Annotated in this window: 15 protein-coding genes and 1 pseudogene; 7 read left to right on the forward strand and 9 right to left on the reverse strand. The window is 36.5% G+C overall.

Annotation, left to right across the window (positions count from 1 at the left end; all coding sequences use genetic code 11):
• Nucleotides 1-57 precede the first annotated feature (57 nt).
• The 3 genes from ACNART_RS00885 to ACNART_RS00895 all read left to right on the forward strand — a co-directional run bounded on the left by ACNART_RS00885 (nucleotide 58) and on the right by ACNART_RS00895 (nucleotide 1,584).
• The gene (locus ACNART_RS00885; RefSeq protein ID WP_198629878.1) at nucleotides 58-513 is read left to right on the forward strand and encodes a GNAT family N-acetyltransferase; all 456 of its coding nucleotides are present in this window, start codon (nucleotides 58-60) and stop codon (nucleotides 511-513) included.
• A gap of 171 nt (nucleotides 514-684) precedes the next feature.
• Entirely contained in the window at nucleotides 685-966 is a 282-nt protein-coding gene (locus ACNART_RS00890; RefSeq protein WP_198619577.1) for a hypothetical protein, read from the forward strand.
• A gap of 186 nt (nucleotides 967-1,152) precedes the next feature.
• A complete protein-coding gene (locus ACNART_RS00895) occupies nucleotides 1,153-1,584 on the forward strand; it encodes a carboxymuconolactone decarboxylase family protein (protein WP_198629879.1) in 432 nt (143 codons plus the stop codon).
• Nucleotides 1,585-1,672: 88 nt separating this feature from the next.
• On the opposite strand, the gene ACNART_RS00900 is transcribed toward ACNART_RS00895, so the two are convergent.
• The 3 genes from ACNART_RS00900 to cls form a co-directional block, all read right to left on the reverse strand.
• Complete coding sequence (locus tag ACNART_RS00900) at nucleotides 1,673-1,870, reverse strand: hypothetical protein (RefSeq protein WP_198619575.1); 198 nt, start codon at nucleotides 1,868-1,870, stop codon at nucleotides 1,673-1,675.
• Nucleotides 1,871-1,931: 61 nt separating this feature from the next.
• Nucleotides 1,932-2,261, reverse strand: coding sequence for an HI1450 family dsDNA-mimic protein (locus tag ACNART_RS00905; RefSeq protein WP_375165166.1), 330 nt, complete (start codon nucleotides 2,259-2,261; stop codon nucleotides 1,932-1,934).
• A gap of 95 nt (nucleotides 2,262-2,356) precedes the next feature.
• Nucleotides 2,357-3,817 carry a cardiolipin synthase gene (cls, locus tag ACNART_RS00910; RefSeq protein WP_109372382.1) on the reverse strand — a complete coding sequence of 487 codons (1,461 nt, stop codon included), beginning with the start codon at nucleotides 3,815-3,817 and terminating at the stop codon, nucleotides 2,357-2,359.
• Between the two features lie 305 nt (nucleotides 3,818-4,122).
• On the opposite strand from cls, the gene ACNART_RS00915 reads away from it, so the two are divergent.
• Both ACNART_RS00915 and tonB read left to right on the forward strand, forming a co-directional pair.
• Nucleotides 4,123-4,305, forward strand: a complete 183-nt coding sequence (locus tag ACNART_RS00915; RefSeq protein ID WP_036913581.1) for a YciY family protein — start codon at nucleotides 4,123-4,125, stop codon at nucleotides 4,303-4,305.
• Nucleotides 4,306-4,417: 112 nt separating this feature from the next.
• Entirely contained in the window at nucleotides 4,418-5,131 is a 714-nt protein-coding gene (tonB, locus tag ACNART_RS00920; protein ID WP_368926795.1) for a TonB system transport protein TonB, read from the forward strand.
• A 146-nt stretch (nucleotides 5,132-5,277) separates the two neighbouring features.
• Here tonB and yciA read toward each other — a convergent pair whose 3' ends face one another.
• Nucleotides 5,278-5,709 (reverse strand): acyl-CoA thioester hydrolase YciA, encoded by a 432-nt coding sequence (gene yciA / locus ACNART_RS00925; protein WP_006536988.1) that lies wholly within the window; start codon nucleotides 5,707-5,709, stop codon nucleotides 5,278-5,280.
• 536 nt (nucleotides 5,710-6,245) lie between these two features.
• A pseudogene (locus ACNART_RS00930) lies at nucleotides 6,246-6,794 on the reverse strand (septation protein A); the annotation flags it as partial.
• A gap of 308 nt (nucleotides 6,795-7,102) precedes the next feature.
• Between ACNART_RS00930 and ACNART_RS00935 the strand changes: the two are divergent.
• The gene (locus tag ACNART_RS00935) at nucleotides 7,103-8,908 is read left to right on the forward strand and encodes a SulP family inorganic anion transporter (RefSeq protein ID WP_198619573.1); all 1,806 of its coding nucleotides are present in this window, start codon (nucleotides 7,103-7,105) and stop codon (nucleotides 8,906-8,908) included.
• Between the two features lie 115 nt (nucleotides 8,909-9,023).
• Here the strand turns inward: ACNART_RS00935 and ACNART_RS00940 are convergent, their stop codons facing one another.
• On the reverse strand, nucleotides 9,024-9,794 hold the full coding sequence (locus ACNART_RS00940) for a YciC family protein (protein ID WP_198619572.1): 771 nt from the start codon (nucleotides 9,792-9,794) through the stop codon (nucleotides 9,024-9,026).
• A 433-nt stretch (nucleotides 9,795-10,227) separates the two neighbouring features.
• Here ACNART_RS00940 and ompW point away from each other — a divergent pair, with 433 nt between their 5' ends.
• A complete protein-coding gene (gene ompW, locus ACNART_RS00945) occupies nucleotides 10,228-10,875 on the forward strand; it encodes an outer membrane protein OmpW (RefSeq protein ID WP_196571173.1) in 648 nt (215 codons plus the stop codon).
• A 673-nt stretch (nucleotides 10,876-11,548) separates the two neighbouring features.
• On the opposite strand, the gene ACNART_RS00950 is transcribed toward ompW, so the two are convergent.
• The 3 genes from ACNART_RS00950 to trpB all read right to left on the reverse strand — a co-directional run bounded on the left by ACNART_RS00950 (nucleotide 11,549) and on the right by trpB (nucleotide 14,134).
• Nucleotides 11,549-11,863, reverse strand: a complete 315-nt coding sequence (locus ACNART_RS00950) for a BON domain-containing protein (protein ID WP_109372376.1) — start codon at nucleotides 11,861-11,863, stop codon at nucleotides 11,549-11,551.
• Between the two features lie 274 nt (nucleotides 11,864-12,137).
• Nucleotides 12,138-12,944 carry a tryptophan synthase subunit alpha gene (gene trpA / locus ACNART_RS00955; RefSeq protein WP_198619571.1) on the reverse strand — a complete coding sequence of 269 codons (807 nt, stop codon included), beginning with the start codon at nucleotides 12,942-12,944 and terminating at the stop codon, nucleotides 12,138-12,140.
• Entirely contained in the window at nucleotides 12,944-14,134 is a 1,191-nt protein-coding gene (trpB, locus tag ACNART_RS00960) for a tryptophan synthase subunit beta (protein ID WP_036937130.1), read from the reverse strand. Before trpB ends, trpA begins: the two co-directional genes overlap by 1 nt.
• Nucleotides 14,135-14,160: the final 26 nt, after the last annotated feature.

Consider the following 14,160-nt stretch of genomic DNA (forward strand, 5'->3'; position numbering starts at 1 on the left):
GGTGCTTGACTGTCAATAAAGGAGCTTTAAGATGCCATATTTTATGGAGAGAGAATTATGTTAACTGTAATAAAAGCAGAACCTTCACACTATGATGAAATGATAGCAGTTTGGGAATCTTCAGTTAGAGCTACGCATGCATTTCTATCTGAAGATATTATCTTTTCGCTTAAAAAAGATATTGTAGAACAGTATTTTCCTATGCTTAATACCTATATCGCGATAGACAATAATAATGTTATTCATGGGATCTTAGGCACAGCAGAAAATAAGTTAGAAATGCTTTTTGTCGATGCGAATTCTAGAGGGCATGGTTGTGGTAAATTACTTACAACTTTCGCGATAAATACACTGCATATTGATGAGTTAGATGTAAATGAGCAAAATCCTCAAGCAATTGGCTTTTATCTTTATATTGGATTTGAGCAAATAGGGCGTTCAGAATTAGATGGACAAGGCAATCCTTTTCCATTGTTACATTTAAGATTAAATAAAAATAAGTATAAATACTAAATAAAGGAATATTAAAGATAAAAAATAAGGAGAAAAGTGAAAGTTCTCTCTTTTTATCTTGTTCAAATAATAATTATCCACCCAAGTTTGATTTATATCGTGATAAACCTTCTGCTTTAATGAAATAATTTTTTCATAATTAAATAGATCTAACACAACATTGGAATAGTTATGAAAAAAGCCTTAATTGTTATTTTATCTTTATTTTTACTACCCGCTTGCTCTGAATCAAGAGAAAATAAATTTATTGAATATTGTATGGATACATTAAGTGTCTATAGTAATGTGAGTAAAGATCAATGTTTGTGTTTTTATAATGAAGCAAGTAATAAATTTTCTTCAACTGAAATAGATAGAATGGTCAAATCACCACCAATAAAACAAGACAGTACACTTACAAGAGAGGGCACAATGTTTTTAACTATTGCTCATTCATCTAAATGCTTTGAGTAACAGATATTACGCGTAATAACTAATAAAGAATAGGTCGTAAATTAAGTTACTTATACTGAAGATCATCGCCTCTAAACGCAAATACCACAAAATTGATAAACCCATCGCTATAAATTGAATATATTATCACTGTTTTTATATACAGTTGGTTGTGGGTTTATCTTTATTGTGAATCGAGAGGAAATTATGTCAAAGCTTCGCTTATCTTACCCAAAACTCAGTCCTAAAGCTTATGCTGGTTTAATTCAATGTAAAACTGCACTAGAAGGTAGTTCACTGGATATAACGTTAATCGAGCTTGTTTATTTAAGAGTGTCTCAAATCAATGGCTGTGCTTTTTGTTTAGAGATGCACAATAATTCGTTGCGTAATCATGGTGTTGCTCAAAATAAGTTAGATGCACTAAATGGTTGGCAAGTGAGTGAACGATTTACTGATAAAGAGCGAGCTGCATTGCTATGGGCAGAGGTGGTCAGTAATATTTCAGCAAAAAGTACTGAGGATAATATTTATCAGCAGGTTAAAGCGTATTTTACAGATACAGAAATGAGTGATCTGACATTGGCAATTGGATTAATGAATGCCTTTAATCGTATCGCTGTGAGTTTGCGTCAGTAATTAGTATTATCTACGCAAATCATATGCCCCAAATAATGATCAAGAGAAAAGCGCTGATAGGGCGCTTTTGATTTTATTTGCTTAATTTTTACCAGAGGTATTGCATGAAAGGTAAATAAGCAAAAAATAAAGCAATGAGTATAAATAAGATACGAAATAACGTTTTTTTTGTTTTTATTGTGGCATAGAGCATGACGATAATAATAGCTACGCAGATATACCAGTAAAAGGCACCAAAGAAAGCTAAGGTAAAAATAGTATCAATAATAAAGTGACTTTCACTCATTTTATTTCTCTCTGAAATAAAAAATCACCTGCTAAAATATAAGCAGGTGAAGATAAAGTGATTATGATTTCCAAATAATATGGAACATAGGCTGTAATGGATCGCGACTAATCAGGACTCGACCAAAAATATCATCAATATCGGAATCATCGTCTGGAGCAAGGCCAATAATCACTTCGCTAAAACGGGCTGATGTGACAGGCTGGCCAACAATAAATTGCCAATCATTACCTAATGGAACCACTTCAGCTGCGCCTCTTTCTTCAAATTGCAGGTTAAAGAGTAATTGGTCTGCAACATCTAAATTATCAGCTGCTTGAGCTAAAAATAGATCATAAGCTTGTTCTAAAGCATCGTCTTCACTGATTAAGGTTGGTTCATTCATGGTAATGCCTGTCTATTATTCCAATAATTATCGCGTTGTTTGTATAGCATTTTTGCTCATTTAGCAAAATATTCTATTGCCTATTTTTATTACCTTCTTGATTATAACAGAGGGCTAAAGAAATAGCAGATGCGCTCTAATACACGATTTAAGAAAGGGCGCTTTTCCCATTCGTCTAGTGTCAATTCTGTAGAGCGAGCAATATAATCATATTGCACAATGCTTAAATCACTTCCGAAGCCTTCATCATCAATGACAACAGTGATTTCAAAGTTTAACCATAAGCTACGCATATCAAGGTTAACTGAACCTACCATACTAAGTTGTCCATCAACCATCACGCTTTTTGTATGTAATAAACCATCTTCAAATTGGAATATTTTTACACCAGATTCCAGCATTTCTGTAAAGAATGAACGGCTTGCCCAACGCACTAGGAAAGAGTCATTACTGCGAGGAACAATAATACTCACATTAACACCTCGCATCGCCGCGGTTGAGATTGCATGGGCAAGATCATCGCTAGGTACAAAATAAGGTGTTGTGAGCACTAATTCTTTTCTTGCGGAATAAATGGCTGTAATTAAGGATTGCTGAATAAGCTCGTCAGGAAAGCCAGGGCCTGATGCGATAACTTGTGTTGTATGACCACTTTCTTGCTCACAAGGCATAATATTGTCATCAGGAGGAGGTGGTAAATGGCGTTCACCTGTTTCCATTTCCCAGTCAAAGGCATAAATCATCCCTAATGTGGTAGAAACTGGACCTTCCATTCTTACCATAATATCAATCCATTGACCGACACCGGAATCTTGTTTGAAATAACGAGGATCGACCATATTCATACTCCCTGTGTAGGAAATATAATTATCAATCAATACGATTTTTCGATGTTGACGCAAATCCATGCGGCGCAAGAAGAAACGGAATAAATTAACATGCAGTGATTCAACAAATTCAATACCAGCGGCTCTCATTGCGTCTGGGCCTTTGGTACGAAAGAAGTTCCAGCTTCCAGCTGAGTCAACCATAACTCGACATTTTACACCGCGTTTAGCGGCTCTGATTAAGGCGTCGGTTACTTCATCGACTAAACCACCTGATTGCCAAATATAGAAGACCATTTCAATGTTATCACGAGCGTTATTAATATCGCGTGTAATTGAATTTAGTGAATCTTCACAGGTGGTTAAAAGTTCAATTTTGTTACCTTTAACACCTTTAATACCTTGGCGTTTAGCGGTTAATTGGAAAAGAGGAGTCGCAATATCGCTCGTACTTGTAGCAAAAATATGCTTACATTTCCTCAAGTCTTCAAGCCACGCAACAACAGAAGGCCACATCTGTTTAGCATGTTCAACGCGTCGTTTTCCTAGGTGTAATTCACCAAAAGCAAAATACGCAATAACTCCGACTAATGGCAGAATATAGATGATCAATAACCATGTCATTGTTGATGTAACTGGTCGTCGATGCATTAGGACACGAAATGTGACCCCCGCAATTAATAGCCAATAGAAGAAAAAGGTTAGCCAACTTAATACAGTATAAAATGTTGTCATAGTAGAGCTATTTTCCGTTGAAAATGAATTGCATGGATAAGCTGAAGGCAATTTACTAAAAATAGTTCATTATTTTTGTTATTTGCCGAATGTTGCTATTAAATCAGGATTATTATCTCTGTCAAATCTCTTTCTTAAGAGATAAGCATCAAATAAGCAATAAGATACAACTCTTTATTCATTTTTTCTTTGTGAGAAATGCTTAAATAATGGATGAAATTCAAGCAAATCATAAATCCCCCCTTGGATCACAAAATGAACGTCTTATAATAGTCCACTTATTCGAAAAAATAGGTGCTGATAGCATGAGACACAGTAGGACTGAAGTAGCTCGTTGGCGGATGATGAGACAAGCTATACGTAAACGTCGTCGATGGTTAGAAGGGCAATCTCGTCGTAATTTCCGAATTTATAAACTGCGTAAACTTGATACTTCTAGAAAACATAGAGCACTTTTATTTGTACAACACATAGAATGGAACTCATAATTTCACTTTTTAACAGTTAATATCAATCATTTTGTTAAACGTTATTGAATATGATTGCTATTTGCATTTAAACTAGGGGCATATTTTTTCTTTAGGTGAAATAAGATCAGTTATGCGTTGGAAGCTTTGGGTACTCATATCACTTTGTCTACATGCCTCACTTGTTGCGGCTGCGATGTTATATGTTGTAGAAGATAAGCCAGTTACACCTGAGCCTATCTCTATACAGATGTTGGCATTTGCGGCAGATGAGCCAGCAGGCGAACCAGAGCCTGTGGTTGAAGAAGTCACTCCTCCAGAACCTGAGCCAGTTGTTGAGCCAGAACCCGAGCCAGAACCTATTCCTGATGTAAAACCTATTATCGAAAAACCAATAGAGAAAAAACCAGAACCAAAACCTAAGCCTAAACCAAAACCTGTGGATAAACCGAAACCGCCTGTTGAGCGACCACAACCTTTAGTTGTTAATAAAGGTAATGATCTCAAAAATCTTAACCCGACGGCAAAGCCAAGTGATAAAGGCGATGAAAAACCGGTTGCCGTGGCAAGCAGTGGTGAAGGCAAAGTACCCAATGCAGTACGCCAAGGTTTACCTGAATATCCTCAGAGAGCAAAAGCCGTGGGTATTGAAGGATCTATAAAAGTACGTTTTGATGTTAATGCTGATGGGCGAGTAGATAATGTAGAAATACTTTCTGCTGATCCTAAGAATGTATTTGAAAGAGATGTTAAAAGAGCGATGCGTCAATGGCGTTATGAAAAAATTCCTTATAAAGGAAAAGTGGTTCTCATTGAGTTCAAAATGACAGGGGTGTCAGCAAGCTAATTTTTATAAAGTTAGCCGTTAAACAAAGCGATATCCCTATTTGATACCAGATAAATAAAAGGCACTTTAATAAGTGCCTTTTTTAGTATTCAATTTTTAATGCTTTCACGCTATTAGCGTCGTAATCGAATTGTCGTAATGGCGTTTTATTCCATAGTACTTGTTAGCGTGAAGTGAGCTTTACCCTCAGGTAAGCGACGAGCAGAATTGTTCTCGTCAACGGCAACGTAGGTAAACACAGCCTCTGTTGCACGATAGCGTTGGCCGACAGGTTCTGTGGCGACTTTTTTAACCCATACTTCAATATTAACAGTAATTGAAGAGTTACCCGTTTTTAAGCAACGCGCATAGCAACAAACGACATCACCAACAGCAACAGGTTTAAGAAAGGTAATGCCTGTTACACTCACAGTAACGACACGACCTAACGCAATTTCTTTTGCTAAAATTGCACCACCGATGTCCATTTGAGACATTAACCAGCCACCGAAAATATCACCATTAGCGTTAGTATCAGCAGGCATGGCAAGGGTGCGTAAAACGAGCTCACCATTAGGCAAAGATTGTTGTTCAGTCATGGAAATAAAGTATCTGTAAAATAATGTTGAAACCAAGGAGATATTTACTCGTATACATCAAGTTTACTCGTCATACTTCAAGTTGTAGCGTTGTTGACTTCGTTCATTCGCACTAGTCACATACTAATGTATGCTCCTAGCGTCTCATTCACTTGCCGCCTAGCTACACCTCGAATTATCTAGAGTAAGAGTCTCGTCATACTTCAAGTTGTAGCGTTGTTGACTTCGTTCATTCGCACTAGTCACATACTAATGTATGCTCCTAGCGTCTCATTCACTTGTCGCCTAGCTACATCTTAAATTATTTAGAGTATCAGCAGGCTATACTCTAATAGCTACAACTTAAATTATTTAGAGTATCTACAGGCTATACTCTAATAGCTACAACTTAAATTATTTAGAGCACATATCTCCCAATAAAATAAAAATAATTATTCAGATTTTGAATGGGCATCGTGTGATGTCGGTTTAGATGCTTGCTTTGTCATATTATCTGATAATTTGTGTTCACTATTTTCTGTAGCTTCATTTTCAGTTTGTTCTTCTGGTAAACGGTTATTCCAGATATAAACCACACTGGCGATAGTAAAGATAAAGGTTAAAATAGTTAAGCCAAAGACTTTAAAATTAACCCAAGTCTCTTCCGCCAAAGAAAATGCCACATAAATATTACCAAGTGCACAAGCAAAAAAGAAAACCACCCATGCAATATTGAGTTTCTTCCAATTTGCAGGCGGCATAGCGAGTTCTTTGCCTAACATTCTTTCCATTAACGTTTTTGGCGTAAATAACTGCATACCAATTAAAACGATAGCAAAAATGGCATAAATAGCCGTCACTTTCCATTTAATAAAATCAGCAGAATGGAAAAATAGGGTTAATGAACCAAAAATAGTGACAACCACAGCGGTAATGAGCGGCGCTTTCTCTACTTTATGGAAAATAAGCCATGTTAAACCGACTGAGATCCACGTCGCGATAATTAATGCACCTGAAGCATAGAAAATATCTTGCCATTTATAGAAGATAAAAAAAACTAATAGTGGAGCAAAATCAAGTAATTGCTTAAGCCAGCCATTTTTCATAACAGATAGGAACCTATGGTAATTAAATTCATAAACTTGGCTATTCTAATGCAAAGCGACAGAAAATGGGTAAACAATTGCATATCTTTAACGACAGAGTGTTAATTTGTACAAAAAAACTAGTTTTATCTGAAATAACTCAATGAAAAATCAACGCAATTGCATTTATGTAAAATTAAAACTCAAGCTTGAATTATGAAGGAGGATTTAAATATTACACTAGTATATGATTCATATACTCATCATTTTCATCCGCTACTTTTTGATGAATGCATAAATAAAAAAGTATTTCTGATAAGAGGAAATCAATGATCGGAAAAAGACTAATAAAATGGATGCCAGGATTAGGCTTATTGTTTAACTATAAGCGTGAATATTTTGGCTATGATTTAAAAGCGGGCCTTTCTGTTGCTGCCGTGGCATTACCTGTCGCCATTGCTTATACCGAATTATTGGGTATTAACGCTATTGTTGGGTTATATGCCTGTATTTTCCCCATGATTATTTATGCGTTATTTGGTACTTCCCGCCAGTTAATTACGGGGCCAGATGCTGCAACTTGTGCCGTTATTGCTGCGGTCGTCATTCCACTATCTGCTGGTGATGAAAATACTCGATGGCAACTTGCGATTATCATGACAGCGATGACGGGGTTTTGGTGTATTTTAGCCAGCCATTTTAGATTAGGGGCTTTTACTGATTTTCTTTCTCGTCCCATTCTTCAAGGGCTTTTAAATGGTGTTGCGATCACCATTATGGTCGGGCAAATTAGCAAAGTCTTTGGCTTTGATACTTCCCCAGATCACTTAATCGAAAAACTCATTGAAGTTCCTTTTCGATTAATGGATGCTCATTTGCCCACAGTATTAATGTCAGCTGTAACATTAGCCTTATTATTAGGGATTCGTTATTTTCGTAGCCGATGGCCTGCACCGTTAATTGCCATGGTTATGATGACATATTTGAGTTGGCAATTTGATTTGGCAAGCTTTGGTATTGCTATCGTGAATAAAGAGGCTGGGAATGCTGATCTATTTCTGCCAGTAGTCTCGATGAGTGGATTTCATCCTGGTGTATTACGAGAATTATTAGTTCCATCCATAAACTTGGCTGTCATTAGCTTTGTGAGTTTTATGATGACAGCCCGCAGTTTTGCCAGCAAAAATGGTTATGATGTCGATGCAGACCAAGAATTAAAAGCATTAGGTATTGCCAATATTGCCGCCGCATTGTCTCAAGGGTTCGCTGTAAGTGCGGCAAGTAGTCGTACAGCGGTCAATGACTCCGTTGGGGGGAAAACGCAGTTAGTTTCTATTATTGCCGCATTGATGATTTTGCTCGTGTTGCTATTTATGACCGATTTTCTTGCTTATATTCCACTGTCTTCGTTAGGGATAGTGTTGATAGTTTCTTCTTGGTCACTGCTTAGTATTCGTCATATTTGGTCTTATCGTAAGCGTAATAAACAAGCATTTACATTGGCATCATTTACATTATTAGCTGTGTTATTGGCAGGTCTTATTAATGGTATTGGTTTTGCGGTTTTATTAGGCCTATTACAATTCTTACGTATTGTTTTTCGACCTAGCGATCAGTTATTGGGTGTTGATGAACAAGGAATGGTCCATTCAATGAATAAGGATAATGGTATTGAGCCTATTGATGGTTTAATGATGTACCGTTTTAATTCACCCCTGACTTATTTTAATGTGGGTTATTTTAAAAAACGAGTACTACAACTGGTTGATAACGCACCTCAAAGACCAGCATGGTTAGCGGTAGATGCTGCTGTAAGCTTTACTTATGATGATGTTAGCGTATTTGCTGCCATTGATGAGTTAATAAGAGAATTACGAATAAAAGGCGTTAAATTGGTTCTAGCGGGGCGCAGAACGGAATTAAATCGTTGGATAGAACGAAATAAAATTTCGCTCAATGAAGATGATTTGATTATTGCCCCAGATCTCTATTTTGTGATCCGCCTGTATCAAAGCCGACAGCAGATCAAAGAAAAACAGAAAGAAGCAAGAAAAGAGGCGCTAAAACAAGACTCTGAAAATAATGATGAGAATACAGTAGATGCGCCAACAACGAGTCATACATCTACTCTCTAAGTGTATTGGCTAAACTTCATTGGTGCATAATAAATAACAAAATCCCGTGATAAGTGATTAGCTTATACACGGGATTTTTTATAGGTAATGATAATGCTTTGAATCTTTGAATAGATTAACGCTGTTGCGTTGTGTATTTGTTTTCAACCAACATAAACAAACGGAGCAGATAAATAATCATCCAAGCCGAAGCCATATTTTTTAGGAAGTAGAATAAGAAGTTATGGATAACATCAGGTAGTTGAATTGTAAGATTACTCACAAAACCAATGCCGAACTGCAATAAGATCCAAATACCTAAAGCAGGAATAAGCGCAGCCGATTCACTAAATCCAACTTTCCAACCCAAACGTATTGCACTTCCCATATTTTGTTGACGTACTAAAACAACGGGCGCTAATGCAAAACCAATTAATAAAATGATGCCAGGAATAATCATCACCATAAAACCAGCGCTAATCAAAATAGAGCACAGCACAATCAATAGGAACATTTTAGGTAAGCGAGGTAGAGCCGCATTAAATGTTTGACCTAAGGTGACGTTATGACCTGTGGAAATCGCCGTAGCGAACATCAATAAGGTTAGAACCAAGATGCTTTGCTGTAATGTTTCAAATGCATACAGTGATAACACTTTTTTGGCAATACCCACGACACTGTTTGACATTGCTTCTAACTCAGCAGGAGAGGCTGAAGAAAGCTGTGTATTTTTAAAATTAGCCACAAATTCAATCATCAATTGGTACTCTTGAGGATTAGGGCCAATGAAGACATGAATGATCGCTAAAATAATGGCAAGAATAGCGGAAAGAGTAACAATGCTACGTCGTTCATTCTTATAAAAATTAAGACTGTCTCGGTAGATTGTGCGTGCCGTGGTAGGCATGAAACTGCTCCTATAAAAATAGACTGTGTCAATGCGCGCTATTGTACCTTTTACAACAGCAAAAAGGGATATTTTATCTCGATCCTCTTATTTCACGTTTTTCTAGATGCGAATAATCGAATTACACTTATCATTTAAATTAAATAAAACATATTTTTAACACAAAGATAACTTTATTTTCAAATAAGGCTTATTAGGGTATTTTTTATTCAAAAAATAATAGTAATAATAAATTTAATTATAAGAAAAAATGGTATTAATGGGAAATTTGATGTGGATCAATTATAAATAATAGTATTGATAAATAATAAAAAGAGAAATAACACTTTCTGCAAAAATAATTCCAAAGTTGTGATCGGCATTAGATCATAATTACCAATAAATGGTTATATTTTTAGCGGAGATTTTACTTATTACAGGAATGGGTTAAATAATGAAAAAACTTTCTGCGCTTATTTTAGCGGCTGCAACTCTTGCGCCTTCTATTTCTTTTGCTCACCAAGCAGGTGATTTTTTATTCCGTGCAGGTACTGCAACAGTTCGTCCTAATGCGGGTTCTGATGCAATATTAGGTGGCGACCATTTTGAAGTAAATAATAATACCCAATTAGGTTTAACTTTCGGGTATATGATCACTGATAATATCGGTGTTGAGTTATTAGCAGCTACGCCTTTTGAACATAAAATTTCATTGACAGGTGTAGGTGAGATTGCAAAAGTTAAACATTTGCCACCAACATTAATGGCACAATATTACTTCGGTAATGGCGAAGATAAATTACGTCCTTATTTAGGTGCAGGTCTTAACTTTACCACTTTCTTTGATGAGAAATTTAATAATAACCCTGCTGTAGATGGTTTAGGCTTAAATGGTCTTGATCTTAAGGATTCATGGGGCTTTGCGGCACAAGCAGGTTTAGATTATAACCTTGATAAAAACTGGATGCTGAATGCTTCTGTTTGGTGGATGAACATCGAAACAAAAGCAAGATTTAATAGCACTGTTGCTGATAAAGATTTTGACGTTAAAACACGTTTAGACCCATTCGTATTTATGTTTGGTGTGGGTTACCGTTTCTAATTATTCTTTCTTTAAAAGAATATCTCATAATGAAAAAGCGAAGTTTCTCTTCGCTTTTTTTATCTTTTTAATTTGCTAAAAATCTTTCATTTCTAGATTATATACAGCTTCTTTTTTATTCTTAATACCTAAATTATGAGTTATTAAAAGCAGAGTTAAATAGGTAAATAGACATCTGAAATAAGACATTTAGCATTTTGATATCCACTAAAATGTATTCAATATGCATCTTTTGTTTATTGATATTATCAAAATAAAAAAAGTGTGATTTTATTTATTAAAAATTGCTGACATTTTAATAAGTAAAAGGGTGCATTCTATAGGTGTATTTAAAATGCATCTTTATATTTAAATTGAGTAAAACGGCTTTATCTATCAATAGATAGAAGAAAATAGAAAAAGAATAAAATGATATCAACATAGGAGATATTCAGAGTAATAAGGTGGGTAATTTATAATCTCAAAATGATTAGTAATATTTCTGATTTGTTCTTTTTGTGAGCTAATTCTGGCGTGGAATAAAAATAGACACTTTTTAGCTTATTTGTTTTTTTTGCAAAAATTGATCTACTTTATGAAAGATTAAATGATTAAGACAAAAGTCTTGGACAAAAAAAGACCACCGAAGTGGTCTAGAAAATTAGGACTAAAGGAAGACGAGAATAAAAGCGGATCAGCGAATAACCATTGAGTTTATAACCCCTTTTACACCTGTTACTTTACGTGTTGTTTCAATGGCACGATTGGCATCTGCTTGAGAAGAGACGAAACCACTTAGTTGAACTTTACCTTTAAATGTTTCAACGCTGATTTGTGTTGAATTAAGATTTTTTTCACCAATTAGCGCTGTTTTCACTTTAGTGGTGATCACGGAGTCATCAAAATATCCCCCAGTACCCTCTGATGTTGCAGTTGGAGAACATGCAGATAAAGTTAATGCCATCAGTAATGCTGCCATAACAGCGGAGATTTTTGCCCATAGTTTCATCATCAAACTCCTTGTAATTACATTATTGGTTGAGTATTTCCGAAAAGAAAATATAAAGTACCTTATAAAGTATGACCAAAAAATAAAATTTCGCCCAACTTTAGATAAAAAGATTATTTGATTCAGAATATGAACGAGGGAATGAGAACGCGGTTTATCGCGGTTTCAGCAGTCAATGAGTGGGATTGAATAGACAATAAATTAAGAGTAATCCGCTTAGAAAAATAGCAAATTATTTCTCTAAAGCGGATCTCACTAAGCGTATTTAAAGCAATTAGGCGAGGGTAGCTGCCTTCATCTCTTTCACAAATGTCGTCAGTGCTTTTAACATCACATCGGGTTGATGAAGATTTTTCTCAATAATTTGAACCACTGCCGAGCCTGAAATTGCGCCTGTGGCACCATTGGCAATCGCTTCTTTAACTTGCTTAGGCTCAGAAATGCCAAAACCTTGCAATGCGGGAGGGGCATTATAGGTTTTTAGTTTGTCAGTAAGATGTGTTAGTGATTGTTCTGCACGTTTATCTGTACCCGTTACACCTGCTCTTGATAATAAATAGGTATAGCCTTTACCTGATGCTGCCAACTCTTGTAAAAGTTCATCATCAGCATTAGGTGGACAAATAAAAATAGGACTGATATTTGCACGTTGTGCTGCTTCACGGAATTCTTTTGATTCACGTAAAGGTACATCACCAATCAAGACAGAATCCACGCCTGCTTGCTCACATTTACTATAAAAATTATCAATGCCATTACTAAAAACAAGGTTGGCATAAACTAATAGGCCAATAGGAATATTAGGATGTTTTGCACGAATTTTAGTTAAGAGCGCAAAGCAATCTGTTGGCGTTACACCGACATTAAGCGCACGTAAATTAGCCCCTTGGATTGTAGGACCATCTGCAAGAGGATCGGAGAAGGGAATACCAATCTCTAATGCATCTGCGCCACCTTCAATTAACGCATCAATAATTTGTAATGACAGCTCAGGAGAAGGATCACCTAATGTGACAAAAGGAACGAATGCGCCTTGCTGTTTTTGTGCCAATGCTTCAAAGCATACTTGATAACGGCTCATTAGATTTCTCCTCTTGCTGCTAAAATATCGTTTACAGTAAAAATATCTTTATCACCACGGCCTGATAAGTTCACAATTAATAGCTGCTCTTTGTCAGGATTTTGTGCAATTAATTTCAATGCATAAGCCAATGCATGAGAAGATTCTAAGGCTGGAATAATCCCTTCACGGCGAGAAAGTGCTTTAAATGCTTCTATGGCTTCATCATCGGTAACAGAAACATAATCAGCACGACCAATGCTATTTAAGTGTGCGTGTTGAGGCCCGACAGATGGGAAATCAAGACCTGCTGAAATTGAATATGACTCTTCAATTTGTCCTTCATCAGTCTGCATAATTGGGGACTTCATACCAAAATAGATCCCTAATTTTCCATGCTTCAGTGGTGCACCGTGTTCACCCGTTTCAATACCTTTACCCGCAGGTTCAACACCAATTAGTTGCACCGAAGTTTCTGGGATAAAGGATGCAAATAAACCGATAGCATTAGAACCACCGCCAATACAAGCGATAGCAGCATCAGGTAGACGACCTTCACGCTCTAGAATTTGTGCTTTGGCTTCATCACCAATCATGCGTTGAAATTCACGGACAATGGTTGGATAAGGATGAGGGCCTGCCGCCGTTCCTAATAAGTAATGTGCGCGGTCGTAACAACCAGACCAGTCACGTAATGCCTCATTACACGCATCTTTTAAGGTAGATGAACCACTGTGAACGGGGATCACTTCGGCACCCATTAAGCGCATACGAAATACGTTAGGCGATTGGCGTTCGACGTCTTTAGCACCCATATAGATACGACATTTCATATTAAGCAGTGCGCAGGCTAAAGCAGTTGCAACACCATGTTGACCCGCACCTGTTTCTGCAATAATTTCGGTTTTACCCATACGTTTTGCTAACAAGGCTTGACCCAATACTTGGTTAGTTTTATGGGCGCCACCATGCAGTAAATCTTCACGTTTTAGATATAAACGAGTTCGCGTGCCTTCTGTTAAATTACGACAAAGGGTTAGTGCCGTTGGTCTGCCTGCATAATTTTTTAATAAATCTTGGAATTCTTGCTGAAAAGAGGGATCGTTTTGCGCATCAATAAAAGCTTGTTCGAGTTGATCCAATGCAGGAATTAAGATTTCAGGTACATATTGGCCACCAAATTCGCCAAAGTAGGGGTTAAGTTTTCTCATTGTGATGTCATCCTGTTTGAAATTTT

It is taken from the genome of Proteus sp. LHD240705 (assembly GCF_047921555.1).
In the GTDB taxonomy this organism is placed as follows: Bacteria; Pseudomonadota; Gammaproteobacteria; order Enterobacterales; family Enterobacteriaceae; genus Proteus.

What these genes read in the sequence shown, in the direction of transcription:
- ACNART_RS00935 (WP_198619573.1), top strand. Translation starts at nt 7,103, where the DNA reads ATGATCGGAAAAAGACTAATAAAATGGATGCCAGGATTAGGCTTATTG.
- ACNART_RS00900 (WP_198619575.1), bottom strand. Translation starts at nt 1,870, where the DNA reads ATGAGTGAAAGTCACTTTATTATTGATACTATTTTTACCTTAGCTTTC.
- ACNART_RS00885 (WP_198629878.1), top strand. Translation starts at nt 58, where the DNA reads ATGTTAACTGTAATAAAAGCAGAACCTTCACACTATGATGAAATGATA.
- ACNART_RS00940 (WP_198619572.1), bottom strand. Translation starts at nt 9,794, where the DNA reads ATGCCTACCACGGCACGCACAATCTACCGAGACAGTCTTAATTTTTAT.
- ACNART_RS00915 (WP_036913581.1), top strand. Translation starts at nt 4,123, where the DNA reads ATGAGACACAGTAGGACTGAAGTAGCTCGTTGGCGGATGATGAGACAA.
- ACNART_RS00950 (WP_109372376.1), bottom strand. Translation starts at nt 11,863, where the DNA reads ATGAAACTATGGGCAAAAATCTCCGCTGTTATGGCAGCATTACTGATG.
- trpA (WP_198619571.1), bottom strand. Translation starts at nt 12,944, where the DNA reads ATGAGCCGTTATCAAGTATGCTTTGAAGCATTGGCACAAAAACAGCAA.
- ACNART_RS00895 (WP_198629879.1), top strand. Translation starts at nt 1,153, where the DNA reads ATGTCAAAGCTTCGCTTATCTTACCCAAAACTCAGTCCTAAAGCTTAT.
- ACNART_RS00890 (WP_198619577.1), top strand. Translation starts at nt 685, where the DNA reads ATGAAAAAAGCCTTAATTGTTATTTTATCTTTATTTTTACTACCCGCT.
- tonB (WP_368926795.1), top strand. Translation starts at nt 4,418, where the DNA reads ATGCGTTGGAAGCTTTGGGTACTCATATCACTTTGTCTACATGCCTCA.
- cls (WP_109372382.1), bottom strand. Translation starts at nt 3,817, where the DNA reads ATGACAACATTTTATACTGTATTAAGTTGGCTAACCTTTTTCTTCTAT.
- trpB (WP_036937130.1), bottom strand. Translation starts at nt 14,134, where the DNA reads ATGAGAAAACTTAACCCCTACTTTGGCGAATTTGGTGGCCAATATGTA.
- yciA (WP_006536988.1), bottom strand. Translation starts at nt 5,709, where the DNA reads ATGACTGAACAACAATCTTTGCCTAATGGTGAGCTCGTTTTACGCACC.
- ompW (WP_196571173.1), top strand. Translation starts at nt 10,228, where the DNA reads ATGAAAAAACTTTCTGCGCTTATTTTAGCGGCTGCAACTCTTGCGCCT.